Source organism: Paenibacillus sp. FSL R10-2734 (assembly GCF_037963865.1).
GTDB lineage: Bacteria > Bacillota > Bacilli > Paenibacillales > Paenibacillaceae > Paenibacillus_AQ.
Window position 1 is genome coordinate 5,288,633 of record NZ_CP150170.1, and the last position, 22,367, is coordinate 5,310,999.

A 22,367-nucleotide genomic window follows, 5' to 3' on the forward strand; every position below is an offset into this window, starting at 1 on the left:
TAATTATTGCTTTTACTTCCGAATATAAGGTATAATGAGAACAAAAGTTCGCATAATATAAATGAGGTGATTTATAGTGGCGACTACGAAGTTAAAGACATCCATTGTTGATGAAGAGGTTACTAAAGAAGAACTTTCCCTTGTCAGAAGCTATTTGCTGCTAACGTTTATTCATAAAGTTTTCGAGCGCGATTGCCGTGTAATCAGCAAGAGTGGTCTGTTTAAGACCCCACAGCTTTATATGGAGCTCGTGTCCGGAGCCACTAAGAAGACCTCACTAATGCTTCAAGAGGTTACGCGCGAATTAAGCTCCCATGATCTGAAGATCACAACTGTTCGCCAAGATCAACGAGGAGTCGAGGCTCTGTACTCCTGCAGAGGATATCAGGGTGAGATGAATATATTATGGCCAGGATTCCGTAGAGAAATGATGCTACGTATGCGTGCGTATCTCGGACTGTCTACAGAGCTCTCTATGCTCTCCAGAGAAGAAAGTGCTACCCAGCTAGCTCTAACTATATAATCCACCTAGCTCTACACAAACAGCTCCCCACCCAATTTGGGTAAGGAGCTGTTTGTGCTGTGGAGATTATATATTATCTGGATCTTTCCTTGGTTCGCTAAAGGGCTGAAATACGTAATTTCGATCAAGCTTAACTACCCGTCTATTCTGACGACGAATCATTACCTGCGAATCGTCCCAAGCAAGGACAATCCCTTTAACGTCGTTACTTTCTAAACCATCCCGCACCACACGAATTTTCTCACCGGAAACTCGGTAGGCATCTAATTGTTCATCGCTAATCATTATAAGTCCCTCCTTCTTTATAGCTTATCCTCTTTTCCCTCAGAAAAAAGACCCAAATGATAAATCATCTGGGCCTCGTATAAGCAATTGACGACTTGCATGTCTACTAAAGCATTCTTATATCAGCGCTTCATTCTTCTCAAACCAGAAATCAAGAACTTTAGCGGACATCACACGTTGCTCCAGATAATCCACTTGGTTAGTTGTGAATTTCTCCCTCCAAGGGAAGGATAGTTCCTCACATAAACCCTTGATTGTCAGAAGCTCTGACCAAGCTACATAGCGTTTGTACCAAAAAAACTGAGGATGTTCAATCATATAGGGATACAGATCGTCGAAATCCGTGTGTTTGCAATCCAGCGCACGCTCGAAGTGATCCTTGGCCTCGGTTAATTTATCAATAAAAAATTGCTCAGTCACCGGTTCTTTCCCCATTGTGACGCCTCCTCCCTATGTCTGATTTTATTATAAAGGAAAATCCATAGGGTGAAAAGCAGTTGTTTTAAAAATAGGCATGTTCTTATTCCAAATTCAGGTTATTCCCCAAATTCAATCTTGCCTCCACTAAGAGAGGTAATTCTTACGAGCGATTCCAGTCGGATCCCTTGCTCCTTGATTGTTCGAGCTCCTGCCTGAAAGCTTTTTTCTACTACAACGCCAAGACCTACCAGCTCAGCACCAGAGCGCTCGATGATCTTAATCAGTCCACGCGCTGCATCGCCATTCGCAATAATATCATCGATAAAGAGGATTTTATCCTCTGCAGAGATGAATTGGCGAGACAACATAATGTCGGTAACAATACCTTTCGTAAAAGAAGGTACTCTTTCACAAAGTGCGTCTGGATCTGCTAGCAGCGTTTTTTTGCGCCGTGCAAAAACTAGCGGCACCTTTAACTCATATGCGGTGGCAAATGCCACGGCAATGCCCGAGGATTCCACGGTCACTATACGTGTAATTCCACAGTCCGCAAACCTCCCGGCAAACTCCCGTCCCATTTCCATCGTAAGCTGCGGATCTACCTGATGATTCAACAGTGCATCCAGCTTCAGCACTTCATCCGAAACGACGACACCTTCCTCCAAAATCCGCTGTTTCAACACTTCCATGATTTTGAACCTCCAATACCCTTTATAATCGCAGACGCTCCGTACAATTGAATCACGGAAGTCATGTCCTACTGATCCTCATCATAACCTGTACTATACAGAGTGCACAAGGCAATCCTGCATAGCACCTTTATGATTTTTCTTTTGCTTCTTAAAACTATTAGGAGGGGAGCCATGAAATCACATGTCCGAACATTACAGATCGCTTTCACTTATATTGGCACCATTGTAGGAGCCGGATTCGCTACCGGTCAAGAAATATTAAAATTTTTCACTCGTTACGGACACTGGGCAGTCTTAACCATCCTGCTCTCTACTATACTGTTCATATGGCTGGGCACGAAAATGATGGTCATCGCTCGGCGCATAGAAGCAGAATCCTATGAAGACTTTAACCGTCACCTCTTCGGTGACCAAGTTGGAAGCACCATCAGTTTGTTCACGATGGTCATTCTGATCGGTGTCAACAGCATTATGCTTGCAGGAGCTGGCGCTATTTTTCAGGAGCATCTGGGACTCCATTATCAAACAGGGCTACTGCTGACGCTGGTTGGCTCTTATTTTCTACTTAAACGAGGGATTTCCGGTATTCTGCAAATGAACAGTCTGATCGTCCCACTAATGCTTACGCTATCACTCATAATTATTTTTAATACGTTTCAAATTCCAGGAGCTGAACGGTTCTTATTCCTTGAAAATGATCGTTCTATCTTTGGAGCGTGGATGTCGCCGCTGCTCTACACCGCCTTCAATTTAGGTATGGCTCAAGCCGTATTAGTTCCGATGGCTCGTCATACAGATGATGAAAAATCTCTTGTATGGGGCGGTATTATTGGCGGTACCGGAATTGGTTTTATGTTGATCGCCGCGCATTTCGCAATGAGCTCACAGATGCCAGGGATACTCCAATTTGAAATCCCTATGGGCAACATCGCCGTCCGGTTGGGTACAGTAGTGCAAACTATATATCTGCTGCTGATTTTCTTGGAGATCTTCAGCACTTTTGTCGCCGACATTTATGGCGTCACCGTGCAGCTTAAACAACGCATTCCAGTTAAACCTTCTTTGATTACGCCGATCCTGATGTTGCTCTGCTATTTACTGAGCCAGTTTGGCTTTAGCTCTCTTCTCTCAGTGTTTTACCCGATCTTCGGAGCCTTATCGCTGGTCTGGGCTGTCATGCTATTACGTACGCCATGGACTACTCCACCACGAATCAGTTCCTCATCGGGTTCAAGTGGAAAAGGGAACAGCCTAACATCAATAAAGCCAGTCACCCGGATTACACGGAAATAACTGCTGCTGTTGGAATCATTCGTGCTGCCGCTTCCGCCACATGTTTATGACAGGTCATCATCACAATCTGGCGGGAGATCGACAGTTCTCCAAGAAGTGAAAGAGCAGCCTGAAGTCGGGACTCGTCAAAGTTGACGAATAGATCATCGAACAGCAATGGCAGCGATACTTGCCGTGACATCGTTTCTGCTAGTGCCAAGCGAATGGAAAGATACAGTTGTTCTGCCGTCCCACGGCTGAGCAGTCCGCTGTCCAGCAGTCCAGCATCTTTGTGTTCTGCTTTTAGCTCTTTATGGCCCAGAGTCATAACTACTCTCTTGTACTCCCCTTCTGTCAGCTTGGAGAAATAGTCGGATGCAAGTAATAGTACCTGCGGCTGCTTCTCCTGCTCATAAATACGGCGGGTTCTTCCGATTAATTCGGCAGTTAATGCTGCTACCGCATATTTATCAGCCACAATTCGCAAAGCGGCTCTCCGCTCCTCCAGCTGCTGAATAACAGAGTCCTCCATACAACGCTCTTTCAAATACTCCCTTTCCTGAAGCAGCTTCCCTCGTTGCTCCAGCAGAGTATTCCACATTTCTTCCTCACGTTCAGCAAGCTCTTCAGCCACCGTCCGCTCCTTCTGGAGTGCTGAGGCATCATGATGATCTAATAATACTTGCAGGGCGGCAATTCGCTCATCTTCCCAGCCTCCAAACATGGCCAGCTCCCACTGACGAATGGATTTATTCAGATCACTTCGCCGCTGTACAGCAGCCGATCTTCGCAAGAAATCCTCTCCGCCTGTTGCTCCACCTTCATGCAACAGTAGGTCACGCTGTTCTCTCAGTTCACCTAATATCCTATGGTTCTCCTTAAGTTCTTCCAGAAGTTCTTGTAACCGTGACTGAATACCTTCCCTGCGAATTAGGTCCTTTTTCAGTTCATCCCAAGCTCTTTTTCGAAGCTCCAACCAGCTTAATAAAGTTAGCGTGGATCTTCGTTGTCCATCTTGCGGATCCACATTAAAGCTAGCTACCGCAACACCAGACTCGTCCAGAGGATCAGGACCTGATTCATAAATAAGAGCAAGCAGTTCCTCCTCGAATACGTTACACTCTGCTTCCAGCTCCTTCAGTCGTAAAGAGAGCTTATTCTCTTGGCGCAGCAGTTCGTTCCCTTGCTCCACCATAGTGAAGATATCAGGCAGCCCTTCTGGAGACAACCCTTCAGGCAATCTGCGCTCACGCAGCCATTCTTCATATTGCTCAGCGGTTTCTGTGAAAGCCGTTTCTGCTCGGCTCATCTCCTCAGCGAGCAGCTTCTCTTGGCCTGCCAGCGTCTCCAGCTCCGTACGGCAGGCGTCCCGCTCGGCGGCATAGCGTTCAATGCGCTGCCGCCATGCTACCCAGGCCTCCATGAGCCTGCGAAGCTCCCTCATGGAGGCTTCCAGCCCGCCTGCGTCAGGGCTGGACCCCGGGGCGGCGGTCGAACGCCGCCCCGGGGTGATGGCGCTCCGGCTCCGCCCCGGAGAGCAGCTGCTCCCGCAGCCGCAGCATCTCAGCTGCGGCCGTGCCCACGTCCCCGCCATGCCCTGGCGGGGACGCTTCCGGCCGGCGCGCTGCGCTGAGGCCGGCCCAAAGGGCCAGATCGGCCGCGCCTAGCAGGCCGATCGCGATCACTGCGCTGACCCGCGGAGCACCGGTCAGCCACAGCGCTGTGGGCAGCAGCACGGTTAGTGCTGCCCCAGCCCACAGCAGGCGCCGGTAGAGCGCGGCCATGCGCTGCGCGCTAGGGCCGTCACTTCCGGCGCCGGGGCCGCGCAGCGGCCCTTCGCTGAGCTGCGCTTCGCGCCAGCGCTCGGCCGCCTGCTGCAGCTCGTCCCACAGCTGCAGCACTTCACGGGCGCTGCGCGGAGCTAGCTGCGCAAAAGACTCAGCGCCGGTGGCGTGCTCACGCGCCAGCGCTCGTTCTGCTGCCTGCAGCGAAGCTGAGGCAGCGGCCAAGCGGGAACGCAGCGTCTGCCGCGCTGCGCCCTCCGCTTCCATGCGGCGATCATAGCTCGCGAACGCCGCCGCAAACCTCCGTGCAGCTTCACGATCCGCCGCTGCACCAGAGAATGCAGTCAGCTCTGCCGCGCTCCAGCTGACATCAATCCCACGCAGAATTCGCTGCAGATGCTCATTCAGCGCGATCAATTCAGCTTCCAGCCGCTGTCTTTCCGCTCGCAGGTTTTCATAGCTGCTCCGATGACGATCCAGCCGCTCCAGAGCAGGTCCCTGCGCAGTCAACAACGCATCTGGAGGATTCTGATCCAGTTCAGCAGAAAGCTCACTTTGTAGACGCTCGTAACGAGCTACAGCTCCTTGAGCATTTCGAATTTCTCCTTCAAGTGTCTGAAAGCGAGTCACTCCATCTTCAGGAAAGGTAGAAATCATTGGCAAGCCTTGCAGCTCGAGCTGCGCATCGCTCCATTTTAGCCACAATTCACGTACATCCTGTGCTTTGCGAAGCATCACGAGCTTATCACCAGTAAGTTTACGTTGTTCTTCCAGTTGATACAGCTCAGATTCCGTTGCCTTCAATGCTGCGATATTGCCGTTATATCGCGGAAGATAAGATCGACTCTCAGCCATTTCGCGCTCAAGTTTTTCAATAGCCTGAACAATTTTAGCAGCTTCCTGCAGCTTCCCACGAGGTTTATACAGCTTCTCAGCTTCCTGTACCAATCGACGTTCCGCACGCATGATTGTTCCACCGCCACCCATACCTGCGTGAAAGAGAAAGCTGCTCATCTCCTCTGACTGAAGAGCAGCAAGCTCCTGCAGCTCGTCGAGTGAGACTGCGAACAATTGATGGAACATGCTCCTTGAAATACCACCAAGCAAAAGACGCTCCATTTCAGCTTGTCCTAGTTCTTGCGTCGTTCCATTCGGATGATTTACCGTGATGTTCAGCTTCTCATTTCTTCCGGAGCCCTCACCACCAGACGTATGACGACGAATGGTCCATAAGCCACCATTACTATCTCGTGCCTTCAGTATTCCCCCATGAACTCCGCCTTGCGCAGGTTCATAACGCTCCGTAGGGTTTCCACGACTTGGAATTCCAAACAGCATGGAGCGAATAAACTGCAACGTCGTGCTTTTGCCTGCTTCATTCCGTCCATAAAGTATGGTAACTCCATCCGTTAGTTCTATCTCTCGGTTATGTAGACGTCCGAAGCCATGAATTTGCAAATGTTCAATTCTCATCTTCAGCAGCACCCTCCATTCCACCGAGCATTGTGATTCCTTGTTCTGCTGCGCTACGAAGCCAGCTTAACTTCTCCTCTTGGCTTGTCAACGAGAGCAGCTTTCTCATTTCCTGATTCTCCAGCAGCGGCTTAAGCGCACTGTTTATTAGCTCCTCAAGCGCTTCTGTTGAATGTTCCGTACGCTCCATAATTCGCAGCATTTCTCCAAGAAAGCTATCTTCCTCTAATAACCGTTCACGATCAATAGCTAATCCAGACTCTACCGCGAAGCCTTCCACCCAGACAAGTCCTTTATAATCTTTACGCTCAGCCCGAACTGCCTCACGACGCTGGAGTTCAGACAGCAGATCCTCTGCCGCCCCTTTCTCCGCTAATATTTTATGTACGTTCCCTCGTCCGATCAGGCGAAATCTGACCACCGACATCAAATCCGGGAATTCTTCCCTGATGTCGTCAATAACCTGCTCCACATTTTGTATCCATTCTGCTTCATTACTTAATCCGTCAATGGTTAGATCCCGAACCTGCCAGCGAACATAATCTAGCTCATGGAACTGGAGCGTGGGACTTCCAGCCTCATCTACATCCACAACATAACAACCTTTGGCTCCGGTTTCCTTAATGCTGCGCCCTTGTATATTGCCTGGGTACACAATCGCTGGCTTCTCATGCAATACACTACGTTTATGGATATGTCCAAGCGCCCAATAATCAAAGCCCCGTTCGATTAGATCCCTACGACTACAGGGGGAATAAGTCTCGTGCAGCAAATCACCGTCTACATTTCCATGCAGCATGGCAATATGAAACAGACGACTGCCAGGCTTTCGTGAAAAGGTCACTGCTGTGTTGTCCGTCACCTTCGCAGTCGGATAGGAGATTCCACTAACAATAGCCACTTCTTGTCCATCGTTACGACGATAGGCGGTAGCAAGAGCTGGTTTTTCCCCTCCGAATACGGTAACGTGTTTTGGCATTTCCGTTGTCAGACGCAGCCCGTCAAGTGGATCATGGTTGCCATGGATCAAAAACACGTGTATCCCGTGCCGACCAAGTTCCTTGAGCGCTTCGTAAAACCGCAGCTGACCTTGTAATGAAGCGTCAGAAACATCATATACATCTCCACTGATGACAATAAAATCAACGTTCTCTTGGATGGCAACGCGGACAAGCCGCCCGAGGGCGGCGAAGGTTGACTCACGTAAATAAGAACGAATGGCTGGCGAAATATGCGCCAGCCCAGCAAATCTGCTATCCAAATGTAAATCAGCAGCATGTAGAAATCGAAATGGAATCATAGCTGCTCACCCTTTCGTTCTTGAGGGATACTGTAAGTATGTTTTCTTAAGTTCATTAGCGACACGAGTCAGCGAATACAGACTCTTTGCTTTATCCCAGGCCGAACGAGAAAGCTCATAACGATAAGCCGGATCGGAAATCACCTTCTCTAGCGCGTCCGCGAGTGCAAGCTCATCATCCGGGCTGACCAGCAGGCCATTAACTCCGTCTTCAATCTGCTCCGGAATCCCTCCTACATTTGTTCCAACTAAAGCCAGACAGCTAAGCGCCGCTTCCGCAAACACTGAACCGAAGGCCTCCGCCCGAGAAGGTAGCACGAAAATATCAAAGAAAGGCATGAATTCTTCAGGATGAAGTGTATATCCATAAAAAATCGTTTCATTATAAATCCCTAATTGTTTAGCCATATTCTCCAAATCCGCACGGGAAGGACCATCTCCAATAATATGCAGTACATATTCATGACCACGGTTTTTAAGTTCAGCACAGGCCTTGAGTAAAGTGTCAATTCCTTTGGCTGGAACTAGACGTGTCACAGTCACTAGCTGTGGTACAGCGTTGTCATGTGGGACTGGCTTAAACCTTTTTTCATCAAAACCATTCGGTATTACTCCTATATTGGAAGGTTCTAGAATATAAGGCGCTACATACTCTGCAAATGCTTGCGACACGGTCATTAACCGATCACTAACATGCTCAAGCTCGCGGTAAAGTGAAACGAGAAACTGATGTTCCAAGCCACCCTCAGAAATAGCTCCATTAAGAATCAGCTCACGCTCATAACTGGAATGTAAGGTTTGAATTAATGGCGTATCTGGAAATACTTTTTTCATCGCTAAACCAGCTATTGGATGATGTGAATGGATAAGATCGTAAGACTTGCTCATCCGCAGTTTAGTCCACCATAGATAATCACGATAAGTCTGAATATATTTTTGAACGATCGGACTTTCCCCAAACTGGGTCCAATCAAAGGTCTCAAATACGACTTCCTCATGACCCTTGTTGCGAATCCGCTTAGGTAACCAAAACAAATCCATCTCCCAACGGCTTGAACGGAACCTTTCCTGTAGATAAGGGATCATGGATGATACACCACCGGGTTGTTCCGGCGGGAAGAAGAGCGCTTGCAGCAAATTCATATGGTACATCCCCTTTACAATTGCCCTGTGTTCAGTAAGACTTGGCAATTATGATATAGTTGTGTATATGTAGAATTTCAGGTACGATTACGTTCCCCATACCTTGATTTTATCGGTATAAACATGAAACAGCAACTAAGAAAAAGGAGAATGATCTATGAAGGAAGAACAGCTGCCTGCCTCTTACACCGCATATATAAAAGAAATGCTGGGGCAAGAGGCAAATGCTTTTATAGAAAGTTATTCAGCACCACGAACTCAGGGACTTCGCTTTAATCCATTGAAAAGCATCTCAGATGCAGGTCAAGTCGCAGTAGCGCGCGCAGTCTCACAATTTGATTTGAAACCTATCCCATGGTGCCCTGATGGTTATTATTATGAAGAGCCCGCTCGACCAGGCAGGCACCCTTACCATGCTGCTGGACTATATTATATTCAGGAGCCTTCCGCAATGTCCGCAGCTGAACTGCTAGCGCCTAAACCCGGCGAAACCGTCCTCGACCTTGCAGCTGCCCCTGGAGGTAAAACTACGCATATCGCTGGTTTAATGCAGGGACAAGGCCTCTTAATCTCTAATGAAATTCATCCGGAACGCGCAAAAATTTTGGCAGAGAACGTAGAACGTCTAGGCATTAAGAATACCCTCGTAACCTGTGCAACACCTGAACAGCTGTCTTCGCGCTTCCCACAAGCTTTTGACCGAATTATGTTAGATGCTCCTTGCTCAGGAGAAGGCATGTTTCGCAAAGATCCAAACGCCGTTCAAGAGTGGTCTCCTGACCATGTAGTTATGTGCGCGGCAAGACAATGGGACATCCTGCAAGACGCCTATCTTATGCTCAAGCCTGGTGGCACTCTAGCCTACTCTACTTGCACTTTTAACCGCCAAGAGAATGAAGAGATGATGACCCGATTGACGGATAGTTACCCCGATATGGAATTAATCACCCATAAACGCCTTTGGCCTCATTTAGAAAAAGGCGAAGGCCACTTTGTTGCACTCCTGCGAAAGCAAAGTGACACCGAAAACGACGTTAATGACGATGCTAAACGTGGCACTAATAAACGTCGAATCAAAAACAACCCAAAAATGAATTCTTCCGTACGCGATGCGTATCAGTTATTTCAGGACTGGGCCGCTGTAGAGCTGCCGGGGTTCTCTTACCAAGGCGTCCCTCTGCTGTTCGGTGAATCCCTATATTTGCTGCCTGAAGCCTTTAATGGCAACCTACATACCGGGCTGCTCGATGGTTTGCGTATTCCACGAGCCGGGCTACATATTGCCCATATGAAGAAAAATCGGATTGAACCCGCTCACGCCCTTGCGATGGCGATTCAACACACACAAGTAACACGTAGTTTTGATCTCAGTAGTGGGGGGCTAGAAATACATGCTTGGCTCCGGGGAGAAAGCTTACCTGTGCCCATGGAATTACATGGCTGGACACTTGTAACTTTAGATGGATTGCCGATTAGTTGGGGCAAGGCTAGTTCTGGCCAGCTTAAGAATCATCTTCCTAAAGGACTTCGCGTCCAAAAAGCCCATATTGACGAGCAATAGGCCATAGACCAGTTCATCCAGTCCACTTTCGCATATGATGTCATTATCTCAGAAGGCTGCGACATCCGCCGCTTTGAGAACAAGACATATGTTATGAAGGAGGAATTGAACATGGGTGAATTTCATGGAGGGGCCTTCACTTCGACCGGTGCGATCTTGGTACTTTTTATCTTGCTCGTCATCATTTCCCGTTCGTTGTTCGTTTAATACCAATCCGGCTAAATAGACGGTGAAATTTAAGCGGCTGTGTCGTCCTTTTAGGATGGTGCGGCCGCTTTATTTTTTTCCGATATAAGCTCTCCACTTATTGTTCTCGTGAATATTTACTGTTTGAAAGCCTGATTTTCGAAATAACAATTCTATCTCTTCATTCTTCGTGAATTGCGTCATATGATAATTAATTTTATATTTCTCAGAAATAATAATAAAGCTACCGCCTGCTCTCAGCACCCTACATACTTCACTTATATCCTGTTCGAGATCGGGCCAGAAGTAATGCGTCTGAATAGCTGTGATCGTCCCGAAAAATCCATCGTTGAACGGTAACGCTGACACGTCTCCCTGACTAATCTTCACCCTACCTGAGGTAACTGCCTCTTTGTTTTTTTGAATGGAGGTCTCTACAGCTTGCTGTGAATAATCTATGCCGTAGATTTCTCGATTGTTATTTTGTTTCGCTAGCGTATGTATAGTTTGACCGCCACCACAGCCGATGTCCAAAATAGGAGCGTTGTTCATTATTTCTATTTTTTTGAGCCCCCACGTGGTTATGCTGGTATGTGCCTGATTCATGATCTTGATCATGATATTCCCCACGAATCCTCTCGGATTCTTGGCTTGATCGATCAGTGTATCAAGTAAACCCATTCCTTCACCTTCACCTTCACCTTCACCTTCACCTTCACCTTCCCATTACATATTTCGAATTACCAAATTGCCTACTTCTAATTGCTTTTTGGAGTACTCGTCATTTTCGCAATTGAGCTCCTTATTCATTTGCTATACCAGCAGCCTGATCACTTAATATATGTTCCGTAAGATTTCCAGCTGTAACTACCCACTTATCTACTTGATACTCTATTTTATGAATACTAGTATATGAAGTCGGGAAATGGGCATTCTTATTGGTCCACGTTAGACCTTTTAAAAGATGGTATATAACATTAATTACGCCGCCATGAGTGACCACAATTACATTTTCTTTTGGATCAGCACTCTCCAGTTCATTACATAGATGCGAGAGACCTGTACTTATTCGCGTAAAAAACTCCTGTGGGCTCTCTCCTCCTGGAAATCTCTCATCCATTCTTAAAGCAGAGAAATAGAGACCCGGGTATCGTTCATTTGCAATTTCATGGGGCATTCCAGCGAGTACACCATTATTCGTTTCTCTCCAACACGGACTGCTTTCAACAGGCAAACTAATCGCTCTGGCTATCTCATTTGCTGTATCTAACGCACGTTGCAAATCACTGCTGAGGATGCGAGTGATGTTAAACCTAGATTGGTTCTCCTTAAGATAACTACCAAGCCGTTCGGCTTGTCTATAGCCCTCTACTACAAGCCCACGCTGACTCCAACCCCCACGAAAGCCTTCATCATCTATTCCATGCCTAATAAAATATATAGCCATCGATCGTATCCCTCCAAAAAAAGATTGTTATACACATTTTCAACAAAACATCCTTCCAATCCTCCATTTTTGTTAAATAATTCTATCCACCAAGAACAAAATCACCCTTTCGGGTGAATTGTAGTCTGTTAGTTTAAAGAACTGCTTACAGAGCACACATCGCCGTACTTCCTGCAGGATTTTCAGGGGGAAAACCTCCCTATAAATTGGGTCATAGCTCTTACTATGACTAGGCTATATGGAATCTCTCCCTATAATATGGAGAATTTCCCTATATTCAATAAAATTCACCTTAATACACAGAATTATAGGGAGTAATTCCCTATAAGGGTGCAGAACTTTAGGCAGATGATGGCTGCACATTTCCATGAATCTATGAGCAATAAAAAAGCTACCGATTGATCGGAAGCCTTTTTAGCTGAGCTCTAATGATTGTTTGCATTATACTTCGAAATCGCTTGCTGCTTCAGTTGATCCCAATGGGGTGTCGCAATGTTTGCTTGTTGCTTCAAAATATCGAACGAATCAAACAACGCTACAATTTCGCTGAAAGAACCATCTACTAATTTCATAAAGGGCAATTTATGAATGATTTTCAGACCATAATATACACCTTGTTTGTGTTTTCGAATAAAGTCGACTTGACCTGCTGGAGTGATAGTATAGCCCAACTTCTCCATGATTTGAAACCCCTCGTCCATGACTGAAACGGATTGTTTTAATAGCTTTTTGTCCCTAGATACTTTTTTCAGATCACCGTCGTGAAGATAGCTCAAGGAGTTCAAAGCCACTATAGGCACGATATGACTTTTGAGCCAAGCATCCATATCCTCATGATAAGTTAGCTTATACTTAACATTTTTAAAGGCATTTTCTAGTAAAGGCTTTATTGGAATCTCACCGTCTAGACTGCCGAGTACCATCTGTCCTCCAACTCTGATGCAGATAACTCGGCCATTCTCTTCACGTATTCCTCCACTAAGCTGAAATCCGAAGAGTATATTTTTCCTCACATCGCTCATGTCCTGAAGATCTTGTTGCATTCCAGAGGCATCGCCATTATTACCTACAAGAATTATATTCTGACTCTGATTTTTTGCTAGAATAGGTAATACAGCTGGAAAATCATTGTATTTCATAACAACAAAGATAAGATCATAGCGATCATCCGGTTTAGGCTCTGAAATGACTTTTACAGCATCTTCAGTGTTTTTATATTGAAAATAATGGCGAAGTACAAGTCCGTCTTTCGTCAATTGCTCCGCACGTTTCCCTCTGGCAAGTACTGTGACATCATTCCCCCCACGCACTAGAACATGCGCAAGATAGCTGCCTAAAACTCCCGCTCCAAAAACTAATACTCTCATATTCGTAGCCCCTCTATCCTTTTTAGACATTTGTTGTATTTCGATCATCTGTTCGATAAAATCAGATTATCACATCTCCGGTAGGGTTCAATCGCTAGTTTTACCGGTTTTGTTGGTTTTTCAACAGATGACAGGATAATGTTTAATAAAAAGGGAGTATTTCAATGGATAGAAGAATTAAAAAAAACCAAACAGCTATCATGAACGCATTAATACAACTGATGACAGAAAAAGATTTTGAAAAAATAACGATTAACGAAATCGCAGAGCGTGCCGACGTAAACCGCGGAACGATTTATTCCCATTATGCGGACAAATACGATCTGATGGATAAATGTCTGGAGGCTCAACTCAAACAACTAATTGAAAGCTGCTCCGTAGTAGAGGATGAAACAGAACCAAATCCCTCGAAGTCGTCATTGCTCCGCACGCTGGAACTTTTGGAGGAGAATGCTCTCTTTTATAAAACTTTATTAAGAAACAAAGCGCTGCTCTCCTTTAGAAACCAATTACAAGATATGATAAATAAACAGATCAAAGCACAATTCTTAGAAAACAATTTAACCCTAGATGAGCTAAGTAAAGATATATCCGTGCAATTTTTGAGTTCGGCAGCTGTCGGAGTAATTGAATGGTGGTTTACCCATAGTAATCCTTGTTCTGCAAAAGAGATCACTGATAAGTTATGGTCCATGCTCGATCTAAATCTGCAGATGATCCGTTCTCAAGCTTGAATATGTTCTCCCCTATCCATCTCATAAATGGAGCTGATAATCTTTTCAATTTGGATCTCCTTAATGGAGATATCAAGAATCTCTACCTTTTCACTAAGAATACGAAGAAACTCGCCCATTTTACACTGCTCGGTATCGATCTCTAATTCCACTTCGTAATCCGATATTCTTTCCGATATCAGAGTCCCAGGCAGATCAATATCTCCAATCGTTGTAGCTGCAGAAAGCCTAACCACTTTTTTAGCGCCCAGATGAAGTCGAAGTTCAGAGAACTTATCGTCATATACTTTTTTACCTTGATGAATAATAAGAACTCTTTGAACCAAACGCTCTACGTCTTCCAAGTCATGTGTCGTTAAAATAAATGTGGTGCCTTCCCGATTCATTTGCTTAATGAATTCTCTGATTCGTTGTTTAGCTATAACATCCAGCCCAATCGTCGGCTCATCCAAAAAAACCACGGGCGGTGAATGAAGCATTGCCATAATAAACTCGCATTTCATTCGTTCCCCCAGAGAAAGGGTGCGTGTAGGTTTAGTGATAATATCACCAATCTCAAACATACTTACAAATCGATCTAGTCTTGTACGAAAGTCATTCGTAGGAATATCATAAATTTCCTTATTCATATAAAAGCTATCCAAAGGGGGGATGTCCCATATTAACTGTGATTTCTGTCCGAACAATACTCCGATTTGTTTTACATATTGATTTTTCTGCTTATGAGGGTTGTACCCAAGAACATTTATTTCTCCCGATGTGGGATAGAGAACGCCTGTCAGCATTTTAATAGTCGTAGATTTCCCCGCACCGTTTGGCCCCAGAATGCCAATGATCTCTCCTTTTCCAACACTGAACGAAAGATCCTCTACGGAGGTAATAATCGATTTCTCGCGGTGAAACAGACTTTTAAATACGCTTTTAGCATCTTGTCCGCGGTGATAGGTTTCATATTGTTTAGTTAAGTTCTTGACAGTAATAATGTCCAATGTAATTCTCCTTCATAAAAATTCATCCTCCGGCGCTTTTATAACTGCGAAGCATATATGTATAGAGCCAAATTCCGAAGGCAGCAAATAACACACAAGGGATAATCGCTATAAAAAAATAGGGTTCCCATCGGCCAATCAGTGTAGATGCTGGAAAGTAGGCAATCATGGAAACCGGAAAAAGAAAAGCACTCACGACTACGACTGCTTTAGGGAAAATTGTCCCTGGGTACCGCCCAAAAGACTTAATGCTCTCAAACATCTCCGGCAAGCGAGAATTCGCTACCCATTTGAAGGAAATTGCTGCAACGATGAGCGCCACGCCGAACATAACAAGCAGCCCTGCTCCAAACAACAACAGGAATAACAACCAAGAGCTGAAAGTTACCCCTTCGATTCCACTAAGAGCGTACCCGAACATAATTACCCCACCACCTAAAAGCCCAATACTTTCGAATTCAAAAGATCTGGCCAACAGCAAAAAAAGACTCGAGGTAGGTTTAATTAATACCACTTCCAGCGTTCCTTCCACTACATGAGACATCGTATTCCACATGATTCCGTTAAAAAAAATCCCAGCACAAGCCGTAGACAGAATAAAAACGGACTGTATTAACAGCGCCTCTTTAAAGGTCCATCCTGCAAATGAAGCATTCGAATTATAGATGAACACCGTTACTAGAGGAAACAACACATTCCCTATGAGCATGATAAGACTATTAAGAATAAAATTAACACGATAAGTGATAGCAGAAGCAATATTCGCCTTCATACAAGTTTTGTATATCAAAAACATACGTTTCATGCGCCCACCCCCGTAAAATGCTTAAGCGATACCGCATACAGCACCCGGCAGACAACTCCGGCAATAATTACGGCTATGAGCTGTAACAACAAAACTTGAGGAATAGGTAAAGTTATATCAGCTAAAGTATAGCTACCCGTATAGACCATTGCAGGAAGAAAGGTCGTATATTGAAACGGTAAGAAAAAGGAAGCCATTTGTAAGGATTTTGGAAAAAAGACCAATGGAATCAGCGATCCTGAGAATATCCCCTCGCAAAGATTAAAAAAATTACGAATACTGGAGGATTGCACCATCCAAAAGGCGACCATCCCGATACTATAATGGATGAAAAAATTCATCATAAACGCCATAGCAATCGAAAGCATTGCGTATAGTAAATTTGCGGGCAAAACATCAATATTAAAAATAAAAAAGAAAATCATAAAGCAGGGAATAAATTCAAATAAAAGCCCAAGTACCCTATGCCCCGCCTTCTGAGACAACGCATAGAACATATGATTCATTGGTCTTAACGAGAACGTAATGAACTTCCCCGTGCGAATGAGCATTTGCAAATTCCAATCCGCAAAATCCATGGTCAAATAGTTGATCAGCATCGTGGCACAAAAATAAGAGAGCATATGGGAAAGCGACATCCCATTAATAGAAGATTCCCCACTATAAACAGCGCTCCATATATAATACTGCACCAAAAAATACACAGGTCCTACAAAAATAGAAACCATCGAATGCGACCTGTACGCACTCCATTCCTTATACGTAACAAAAGCAACCGCTCTCATAACGCGAGAGCGTTGCTTTATCATCTCAAACATAAGTCACAACCTGCCTGTCTGTAGATATCTCTTTAAAAATAACCTAATTCTTATTTGAGTCCGGACCAGATCACATTGTTTGTGCCGAAAATAGCTCTGCCATCCCATATATTATTATGAAAAGGGATATACCAAACGGCAATCAGCTTTTCTACCGGGTCAACGACCAAGGAACAAGACCCCCATCCTTCGTGAAAAAAAGTGCCTTCAGAATAAGAAGTACTAACATTATATCGAAGGTCTGGCCCAAGACCGTATGGCCGATCAGCTCCTCCATCTCCCCATGCGTAGTTTGGAATTTTCTCAGCATTGAACCGCTTGGTCATTCTCTGAACAGCCATCCGACTTAAGATATGGCCATCTTCGTATTCCCCTTGGTTAAGCAGCATGATTCCGAACTTTTGTAGATCATTAACTGTTGAGTACAGTCCCCCACCAGTCCCAGGAGTCTTAATTTCCTCATCAGATCTTCTTTCTTCATCCGTTATTTCCCCTGTTTGAAGTTTCTGAAGATATTCCTTGGCCTCTTCTGAACGAATGGCGATCCTACCAGCTTTCTCAGGTGGTATATCAAAGAAAGTATCTGTCATGCCTAACGGTTTCACAATATTGTCCATTATGTACTCTTCTGCAAAAACACCTGTTATTTTCTCGATAATTGCACCAAGAACCACGTATCCGAACGATGAATACATCCATTGAGTCCCTACCGGAAAACGAATGCCATAGGAAAGTCCAGCTTTAATCCAGTTTTCTTTTCCAAGCTCTGATTCATAAATATACCACCATGCACTTTTATAGTAGGTATCACTAATAGTGCCATGATCAGGTGCGATACCCGAGGTATGAGTCAGTAAATGAGCAATTGTTATCGGCTTAAAAGGTTCTACATCAAACTCCGGTAGAATAGAACCAACAGGCTGCCCCATAAAAATCTTACCATCATCCGCAAGCTGCCAGATCGCTACCGCCGTAAACAGTTTCGTAATTGAAGCAATGCGGAAAATTGTATCCGTTTTCATTTCTTGCGTGCTGTCTTCTTCGTAGCTGAAACGTCCCCCGGCAGCATTAGCAAATATTTTTCCATAACGACTAAGAGAATAAATATAACCATCAGCCACTTTTTGATCACAGAGATCCTCATAAAAATGATTAAGTGCCTCTAAACGATCCTCCCTATAATTCACTTCGTTCAGCTTGCTAAGCTCTGTGGATGATAACATGATTCGCGTTCCCCCTATCATTCATTAAAAAGAATAATTAATTCTCAAAAATGTAAATTTGAACCTAACTTATAATACCTTTTCAATATATTAGTTACAACATGATATTTCATAGACTTTTAAATTAATTCAGATTATTAATCACATAAATAGCATGTACTAAAAACCTAATAATTGGAAGGTCAACTTTATATTAAACTATTCTATACTCTTATCCTTTTAACTTTACCTTGTGAAGCAAAGGTACATTTGCCTTTCCACTTTCATCAATCAATAAAGAATAGACTGATATACTATCCAAAATGAATTTCTCTGAAATAGTTTTTTTTATTATTTCTTGTGCTTCTTCATCCAGTATTCATAATATGCCCCCATTCTTTGTTTGCTTTAATACCCTATTAGTACAGTTCCCAAGGCAATTACCCACAGTAATGGAATGGCACTGATAAAAATGATATTTAAAGCTTTCATCCTTTTTCGAAATAACCAAGATAAAACAGAACAAGTTACAACAGCAACTGGGTACAACGAAACTATAATCACTATGGATATTCCCCATGCTGAAATTCCATTGTCAAAAACCATAAAGGTTAATCCCCAAATTACAAACCAAGGAAGCAGCGTTAATAAGTAAAAAGCTTGAATAAGAATTAAATAGAGTTTCATCGCTATAATTCCTTTGTTATTATTTTTACTTAAAAGAAGGAACGATCAAGGGGACAAGCAGCACGGTGTAGCTCAAAAATGCGGATGATTGACTAACCAGTAACGAGAACCGGCGAATAAACCTGCAAAAGTACATTTTTTAATGATACGCAGAGGGCTAAAGCAATCATTCCTGCTAATCTGCAGTTATTCTTGTCCCAGATGAAGTTTTCGAGCCATAAGTGAGAATATACCTGCATATTCGCAGTTTTAGGATGTGATGAAGAGAATATCTGCTCAAAAAACTGTACTCACGCAGGTTTCTCTAGTTGAGCGAAAGGTACGGACGAATAAGAGGAACTATATTTTCATTGTGGGATGAGAGATCGAATATGTACGCAGTCTCGTCTCAAATTGTTTAATTAGCAAATTCTCTACAAGCTTAATTGAATTCAAGTCCCTCAACAACAAAAAAAGCATAAAACAGACTCCAGTCCGCTTTATGCTCTGCATCTACATTTATTTTACAATGTCAAAAAACTTAGGATAAACAATATTTCACAAGCGCATCACGCACACCATGCTCGTTATTCGAACCCGTAACTGCATTCGCTGCCGCTTTGACCTCTACAGGAGAATTATCCATTGCCACGCCCATTCCCGCGTAAGTAAGCATAGAAACATCATTAAAATAATTACCGATCGAGAGGACTTCTTCTTGCGGAATCCCCAGCTTCACGGCAAGATTTTTTAATGCGTTGCCCTTAGAGGATTCTGGATGCATCAAATCAACGAAAAATTCACCACTCCGCAAAATGTTGTACTCAGGGGTCCAAGTACGCCATTCCCGTTCGGCTTCGTCAAGGATTTCTGGCTGTGTAAATACAGTAAACTTAACAACCGGTTCACGGAAATCTTCCCATGCTGGCAGCGTCGCTGGCACAATGCGGAAGTGTTCATACATATAATTAGCTTCTTTAGTTAGGTTCTCTACATTATCAACATACATATCAAAAGCAGTATTCACATCATAATGAATATTGTGCTTACGACAGTAGTCAATATAGGGGTCAAGACCACGTGCGTCCATACCGTATTGGTGCAGCACTTCTCGATCCTTCACACGTACCGTAGCGGCTCCATTGTGACCTAGCACGTAACCAGACAGCCCCATCTCCTCCATAAATGGAATAGAGTTCTGCGGACTGCGGCCCGTACACAATACGATTTGACCGCCAAGACGCGTAACCTCAGCAATAGCTTCCTTATTCTCAGAGCTTAAGTGGTGATCATCATTTAATAGTGTACCGTCCACATCTAGTGCAATCAGTTTGTATCTCATACTCCACCATCCTTGTCTTTCTTTTTCTCTATTATCCTTCTAATTCTACTCTGCTTAGGAGTGCCAGCTCCTCTAACGTAAGCTCCCGACAAGCCCCCAGTGGCAGACTTTCATCCAGCTTCAATTCTCCCATAGATACACGTTTCAGAAAAGTGACTTTTTTGCCAACTGCCTGAAACATTCGCTTCACCTGATGAAACTTCCCTTCAGTGATAATAAGCGAAATATGAGAAATTACTTTAGTGCCGCGCGCTCTCCCAAGAATGGTTAAGTGTGCAGGTAAAGTAACGTAGCCATCTTCCAGCTCCACACCTGCTGCAAAGGCCGCGACATCATCTGCGTCCACATCGCCCTCGATGGTTGCCTCGTACGTTTTCGGGACATGCTTACGTGGCGACAGTAATTCATGGGCCAGCTTCCCATCGTTAGTGATCAGCAGCAGCCCCACAGTATCCTTATCAAGCCTTCCTACAGGAAACGGCTCAAACTGTGCATATTCAGGCTTTAATAGATCCAAAACTGTCCGATCCCGCTTGTCCTCCGTTGCTGACAGGACGCCTGGGGGCTTGTTCATCATAAGATATATGAATTCACGGTAGGTAACAAGCTCTCCCCCTACCTCTATTTTATCGACATAAGGATCTACATGGAACCCACTATCTTTTACCACTGTGCCATTCACTGATATTAGACCTTGCTTGGCTTGTTTACGGATATCACTGCGTGACCCCACTCCGATATGGGCCAGCACTTTATCTAATCGTTGTTTTTTAGCGGGCTTACCTGATTGGCTCATTGTTACATCCACCTCCAGCCTGCGGGATATTCATTCTTGAGTATACCATCCTGCCACTTCCCCCAGCCTGCGCTATAACCGTCAATGCAGACCAGAACGTATCCTTTCTGGGCACTTCCTATTCTAATAGAGAGACGTTCTTGAGCAATCGACAACGTCTCTCCTTTAAGATAGGAAATCGCTTCATGATTCGTACTGGAGAGTGAGACACTTCGGCAGCTTTCTCCCGGATGTAAAGCTGTAGCCATCGGATGACCGGGGATAAATCTTCCGTTACGGATTTGTCCTACATACCATCCCGGACGGATCGTCTTTAATCCATTCAGTCTTTCCTTAGGGAGTGGAGAAATGTACAGATGGTCACCGAATAGAACCGGATATCCTTGAGGTTCCCAACCGAGCTGATCTCGTACAAAATTCCCATACAGAGTCAAAGCTTGCTCGTCCCCTGAGCCTTGCCGACCACGGTCAGCCCCACCAGCTGGTTTGTGAGAGGATTTCCCTTCTTTCCCACGTCTTCCTTCTGGTTTATTGGATGATTTAACGTGTGCTGTACCTTTTGGAGCAATAGTTCTCGCGGATTCATTTAACTTAGCCTCTATATGATCCCGTTCCTCCATTGAAAGCTTAGTTCCCTCATGCTGCAGTACAGCCATGAAATGGCCTTCGCCTTTCACCTTATGGGGCCACAGTCTTGCTGTTCCTGAGAGTTCTCCGAAGCCAGGAGCGAATGAGCCTGTTCCTCCTACCGTCACCAACGCGAACTGTGTGTGACTAGAAAGGAACTCTGCAATAATTTCTTCATTTTCTTCAGTAGCAAATGTACAGGTCGAATAGACCAACCTACCTCCCGGTGCCAACGCCTCTGCTGCTGAACTTAAAATATCTTGCTGCATTGCAGCATATTTCGCTGGTGTATCAGAATTCCACTGCTTCACCATGTCTTCGTCTTTACGGAACATCCCTTCACCAGAGCAGGGAGCGTCAATCAAGATTTTGTCAAAAAAATGCGGGAATGCAGCTGCGATATGATCAGGACTTTCGTTCAGTACAATACCGTTACGCACGCCATATAGCTCCAGATTTTTGGCTAAAGCTTTAGTTCGTTCTGGATGAAGATCATTACTGACTAGTAGTCCTTCTCCTAACAGCTTGGCAGAAATCTGTGTAGATTTCCCCCCAGGGGCGGCACATAAATCAAGTACACGGTCACCTGGCTCAATATTAAGTAATTCCACAGGAGCCATCGCACTAGGCTCTTGAATGTAATACAATCCCGCGTGGTAGTATGGATGTTTACCTGGTCTGGCACCATTCTCTGTATAAAATCCAGTCGGACACCAAGGAATGGGTTCTAGCTCTAAAGTAGAAAGAGCTCTTAAACTCTCCACTGAAATCTTCAATGTGTTAACACGGATGCCTCCGTAAGGGGTCTCCTTGTACGAATCCGCAAATTGATTATATTCTGTTCCCAGCATGTCCATCATACGCTCGCTGAAAGAACTGGGCAATTGTGCCGCCATGATGCCGTCCTCCTGATAGTATTGCCAAAATTTAGGTGT

At 44.6% G+C, this 22,367-nt stretch carries 23 protein-coding genes; 5 read left to right on the forward strand and 18 right to left on the reverse strand.

Translation table 11 applies throughout. The features are described 5' to 3' along the window. Positions 1–76 precede the first annotated feature (76 nt). A complete protein-coding gene (locus NSS67_RS23130; protein ID WP_339315980.1) occupies positions 77–523 on the forward strand; it encodes a hypothetical protein in 447 nt (148 codons plus the stop codon). Positions 524–589: 66 nt separating this feature from the next. On the opposite strand, the gene NSS67_RS23135 is transcribed toward NSS67_RS23130, so the two are convergent. From NSS67_RS23135 to NSS67_RS23145, 3 genes are all read right to left on the reverse strand, one after another. After that, positions 590–808 carry a hypothetical protein gene (locus NSS67_RS23135; RefSeq protein WP_339315981.1) on the reverse strand — a complete coding sequence of 73 codons (219 nt, stop codon included), beginning with the start codon at positions 806–808 and terminating at the stop codon, positions 590–592. A 117-nt stretch (positions 809–925) separates the two neighbouring features. Beyond that, positions 926–1,243, reverse strand: a complete 318-nt coding sequence (locus tag NSS67_RS23140; RefSeq protein WP_339315983.1) for a hypothetical protein — start codon at positions 1,241–1,243, stop codon at positions 926–928. A gap of 101 nt (positions 1,244–1,344) precedes the next feature. Then, positions 1,345–1,917, reverse strand: coding sequence for a xanthine phosphoribosyltransferase (locus tag NSS67_RS23145; RefSeq protein ID WP_339315985.1), 573 nt, complete (start codon positions 1,915–1,917; stop codon positions 1,345–1,347). A 174-nt stretch (positions 1,918–2,091) separates the two neighbouring features. Between NSS67_RS23145 and NSS67_RS23150 the strand changes: the two genes are divergently transcribed. Then, positions 2,092–3,213, forward strand: coding sequence for a hypothetical protein (locus tag NSS67_RS23150; RefSeq protein ID WP_339315986.1), 1,122 nt, complete (start codon positions 2,092–2,094; stop codon positions 3,211–3,213). Here the strand turns inward: NSS67_RS23150 and NSS67_RS23155 are convergent. Genes NSS67_RS23155 through NSS67_RS23170 form a run of 4 tightly spaced genes read right to left on the reverse strand, consistent with a single transcriptional unit; the run spans position 3,200 to position 8,892 of the window. Further along, a complete protein-coding gene (locus NSS67_RS23155; RefSeq protein ID WP_339315987.1) occupies positions 3,200–4,615 on the reverse strand; it encodes a hypothetical protein in 1,416 nt (471 codons plus the stop codon). The genes NSS67_RS23150 and NSS67_RS23155 overlap by 14 nt on opposite strands. A gap of 43 nt (positions 4,616–4,658) precedes the next feature. Further along, entirely contained in the window at positions 4,659–6,449 is a 1,791-nt protein-coding gene (locus NSS67_RS23160; RefSeq protein ID WP_339315988.1) for an AAA family ATPase, read from the reverse strand. Continuing rightward, entirely contained in the window at positions 6,439–7,749 is a 1,311-nt protein-coding gene (locus tag NSS67_RS23165) for a DNA repair exonuclease (RefSeq protein WP_339315989.1), read from the reverse strand. Before NSS67_RS23165 ends, NSS67_RS23160 begins: the two co-directional genes overlap by 11 nt. 6 nt (positions 7,750–7,755) lie before the next feature. Continuing rightward, positions 7,756–8,892 carry a glycosyltransferase family 4 protein gene (locus NSS67_RS23170; RefSeq protein WP_339315990.1) on the reverse strand — a complete coding sequence of 379 codons (1,137 nt, stop codon included), beginning with the start codon at positions 8,890–8,892 and terminating at the stop codon, positions 7,756–7,758. Between the two features lie 157 nt (positions 8,893–9,049). Here NSS67_RS23170 and NSS67_RS23175 point away from each other — a divergent pair, with 157 nt between their 5' ends. Continuing rightward, complete coding sequence (locus NSS67_RS23175; protein ID WP_339315991.1) at positions 9,050–10,453, forward strand: RsmB/NOP family class I SAM-dependent RNA methyltransferase; 1,404 nt, start codon at positions 9,050–9,052, stop codon at positions 10,451–10,453. A 111-nt stretch (positions 10,454–10,564) separates the two neighbouring features. Next, on the forward strand, positions 10,565–10,660 hold the full coding sequence (locus NSS67_RS23180) for a sporulation protein YjcZ (RefSeq protein WP_197069771.1): 96 nt from the start codon (positions 10,565–10,567) through the stop codon (positions 10,658–10,660). Between the two features lie 69 nt (positions 10,661–10,729). Here NSS67_RS23180 and NSS67_RS23185 read toward each other — a convergent pair whose 3' ends face one another. From NSS67_RS23185 to NSS67_RS23195, 3 genes are all read right to left on the reverse strand, one after another. Beyond that, the gene (locus NSS67_RS23185; protein WP_339315992.1) at positions 10,730–11,320 is read right to left on the reverse strand and encodes a class I SAM-dependent methyltransferase; all 591 of its coding nucleotides are present in this window, start codon (positions 11,318–11,320) and stop codon (positions 10,730–10,732) included. Between the two features lie 121 nt (positions 11,321–11,441). Continuing rightward, on the reverse strand, positions 11,442–12,086 hold the full coding sequence (locus NSS67_RS23190; protein WP_339315993.1) for a histidine phosphatase family protein: 645 nt from the start codon (positions 12,084–12,086) through the stop codon (positions 11,442–11,444). Positions 12,087–12,511: 425 nt separating this feature from the next. Then, entirely contained in the window at positions 12,512–13,453 is a 942-nt protein-coding gene (locus NSS67_RS23195; RefSeq protein ID WP_339315994.1) for a 2-dehydropantoate 2-reductase N-terminal domain-containing protein, read from the reverse strand. A 164-nt stretch (positions 13,454–13,617) separates the two neighbouring features. Here NSS67_RS23195 and NSS67_RS23200 point away from each other — a divergent pair, with 164 nt between their 5' ends. Continuing rightward, positions 13,618–14,187, forward strand: coding sequence for a TetR/AcrR family transcriptional regulator (locus NSS67_RS23200; protein WP_339315995.1), 570 nt, complete (start codon positions 13,618–13,620; stop codon positions 14,185–14,187). On the opposite strand, the gene NSS67_RS23205 is transcribed toward NSS67_RS23200, so the two are convergent. From NSS67_RS23205 to NSS67_RS23240, 8 genes are all read right to left on the reverse strand, one after another. Further along, positions 14,178–15,176 carry an ATP-binding cassette domain-containing protein gene (locus tag NSS67_RS23205; RefSeq protein WP_339315996.1) on the reverse strand — a complete coding sequence of 333 codons (999 nt, stop codon included), beginning with the start codon at positions 15,174–15,176 and terminating at the stop codon, positions 14,178–14,180. The two genes, NSS67_RS23200 and NSS67_RS23205, sit on opposite strands and share 10 nt — an antisense overlap. Positions 15,177–15,198: 22 nt before the next feature. Continuing rightward, positions 15,199–15,981, reverse strand: a complete 783-nt coding sequence (locus tag NSS67_RS23210) for an ABC-2 family transporter protein (RefSeq protein ID WP_339315997.1) — start codon at positions 15,979–15,981, stop codon at positions 15,199–15,201. Continuing rightward, positions 15,978–16,799, reverse strand: coding sequence for an ABC-2 family transporter protein (locus tag NSS67_RS23215; protein WP_339315998.1), 822 nt, complete (start codon positions 16,797–16,799; stop codon positions 15,978–15,980). Before NSS67_RS23215 ends, NSS67_RS23210 begins: the two co-directional genes overlap by 4 nt. Before the next feature lie 50 nt (positions 16,800–16,849). Then, the gene (locus NSS67_RS23220) at positions 16,850–18,022 is read right to left on the reverse strand and encodes a serine hydrolase domain-containing protein (protein WP_339315999.1); all 1,173 of its coding nucleotides are present in this window, start codon (positions 18,020–18,022) and stop codon (positions 16,850–16,852) included. 387 nt (positions 18,023–18,409) lie between these two features. Beyond that, on the reverse strand, positions 18,410–18,688 hold the full coding sequence (locus tag NSS67_RS23225; RefSeq protein ID WP_339316000.1) for a hypothetical protein: 279 nt from the start codon (positions 18,686–18,688) through the stop codon (positions 18,410–18,412). A gap of 520 nt (positions 18,689–19,208) precedes the next feature. Then, positions 19,209–20,009, reverse strand: a complete 801-nt coding sequence (locus NSS67_RS23230; RefSeq protein ID WP_339316001.1) for a Cof-type HAD-IIB family hydrolase — start codon at positions 20,007–20,009, stop codon at positions 19,209–19,211. Positions 20,010–20,040: 31 nt separating this feature from the next. After that, complete coding sequence (locus tag NSS67_RS23235; protein ID WP_339316002.1) at positions 20,041–20,805, reverse strand: pseudouridine synthase; 765 nt, start codon at positions 20,803–20,805, stop codon at positions 20,041–20,043. A 2-nt stretch (positions 20,806–20,807) separates the two neighbouring features. After that, entirely contained in the window at positions 20,808–22,328 is a 1,521-nt protein-coding gene (locus NSS67_RS23240; RefSeq protein WP_339316003.1) for an RsmB/NOP family class I SAM-dependent RNA methyltransferase, read from the reverse strand. Positions 22,329–22,367 lie beyond the last annotated feature (39 nt).

What these genes read in the sequence shown, in the direction of transcription:
- NSS67_RS23135 (WP_339315981.1), bottom strand. Translation starts at nt 808, where the DNA reads ATGATTAGCGATGAACAATTAGATGCCTACCGAGTTTCCGGTGAGAAA.
- NSS67_RS23140 (WP_339315983.1), bottom strand. Translation starts at nt 1,243, where the DNA reads ATGGGGAAAGAACCGGTGACTGAGCAATTTTTTATTGATAAATTAACC.
- NSS67_RS23145 (WP_339315985.1), bottom strand. Translation starts at nt 1,917, where the DNA reads ATGGAAGTGTTGAAACAGCGGATTTTGGAGGAAGGTGTCGTCGTTTCG.
- NSS67_RS23150 (WP_339315986.1), top strand. Translation starts at nt 2,092, where the DNA reads ATGAAATCACATGTCCGAACATTACAGATCGCTTTCACTTATATTGGC.
- NSS67_RS23155 (WP_339315987.1), bottom strand. Translation starts at nt 4,615, where the DNA reads ATGGAGGCCTGGGTAGCATGGCGGCAGCGCATTGAACGCTATGCCGCC.
- NSS67_RS23160 (WP_339315988.1), bottom strand. Translation starts at nt 6,449, where the DNA reads ATGAGAATTGAACATTTGCAAATTCATGGCTTCGGACGTCTACATAAC.
- NSS67_RS23165 (WP_339315989.1), bottom strand. Translation starts at nt 7,749, where the DNA reads ATGATTCCATTTCGATTTCTACATGCTGCTGATTTACATTTGGATAGC.
- NSS67_RS23170 (WP_339315990.1), bottom strand. Translation starts at nt 8,892, where the DNA reads ATGAATTTGCTGCAAGCGCTCTTCTTCCCGCCGGAACAACCCGGTGGT.
- NSS67_RS23175 (WP_339315991.1), top strand. Translation starts at nt 9,050, where the DNA reads ATGAAGGAAGAACAGCTGCCTGCCTCTTACACCGCATATATAAAAGAA.
- NSS67_RS23180 (WP_197069771.1), top strand. Translation starts at nt 10,565, where the DNA reads ATGGGTGAATTTCATGGAGGGGCCTTCACTTCGACCGGTGCGATCTTG.
- NSS67_RS23185 (WP_339315992.1), bottom strand. Translation starts at nt 11,320, where the DNA reads ATGGGTTTACTTGATACACTGATCGATCAAGCCAAGAATCCGAGAGGA.
- NSS67_RS23190 (WP_339315993.1), bottom strand. Translation starts at nt 12,086, where the DNA reads ATGGCTATATATTTTATTAGGCATGGAATAGATGATGAAGGCTTTCGT.
- NSS67_RS23195 (WP_339315994.1), bottom strand. Translation starts at nt 13,453, where the DNA reads ATGAGAGTATTAGTTTTTGGAGCGGGAGTTTTAGGCAGCTATCTTGCG.
- NSS67_RS23200 (WP_339315995.1), top strand. Translation starts at nt 13,618, where the DNA reads ATGGATAGAAGAATTAAAAAAAACCAAACAGCTATCATGAACGCATTA.
- NSS67_RS23210 (WP_339315997.1), bottom strand. Translation starts at nt 15,981, where the DNA reads ATGAAACGTATGTTTTTGATATACAAAACTTGTATGAAGGCGAATATT.
- NSS67_RS23215 (WP_339315998.1), bottom strand. Translation starts at nt 16,799, where the DNA reads ATGTTTGAGATGATAAAGCAACGCTCTCGCGTTATGAGAGCGGTTGCT.
- NSS67_RS23220 (WP_339315999.1), bottom strand. Translation starts at nt 18,022, where the DNA reads ATGTTATCATCCACAGAGCTTAGCAAGCTGAACGAAGTGAATTATAGG.
- NSS67_RS23225 (WP_339316000.1), bottom strand. Translation starts at nt 18,688, where the DNA reads ATGAAACTCTATTTAATTCTTATTCAAGCTTTTTACTTATTAACGCTG.
- NSS67_RS23230 (WP_339316001.1), bottom strand. Translation starts at nt 20,009, where the DNA reads ATGAGATACAAACTGATTGCACTAGATGTGGACGGTACACTATTAAAT.
- NSS67_RS23235 (WP_339316002.1), bottom strand. Translation starts at nt 20,805, where the DNA reads ATGAGCCAATCAGGTAAGCCCGCTAAAAAACAACGATTAGATAAAGTG.
- NSS67_RS23240 (WP_339316003.1), bottom strand. Translation starts at nt 22,328, where the DNA reads ATGGCGGCACAATTGCCCAGTTCTTTCAGCGAGCGTATGATGGACATG.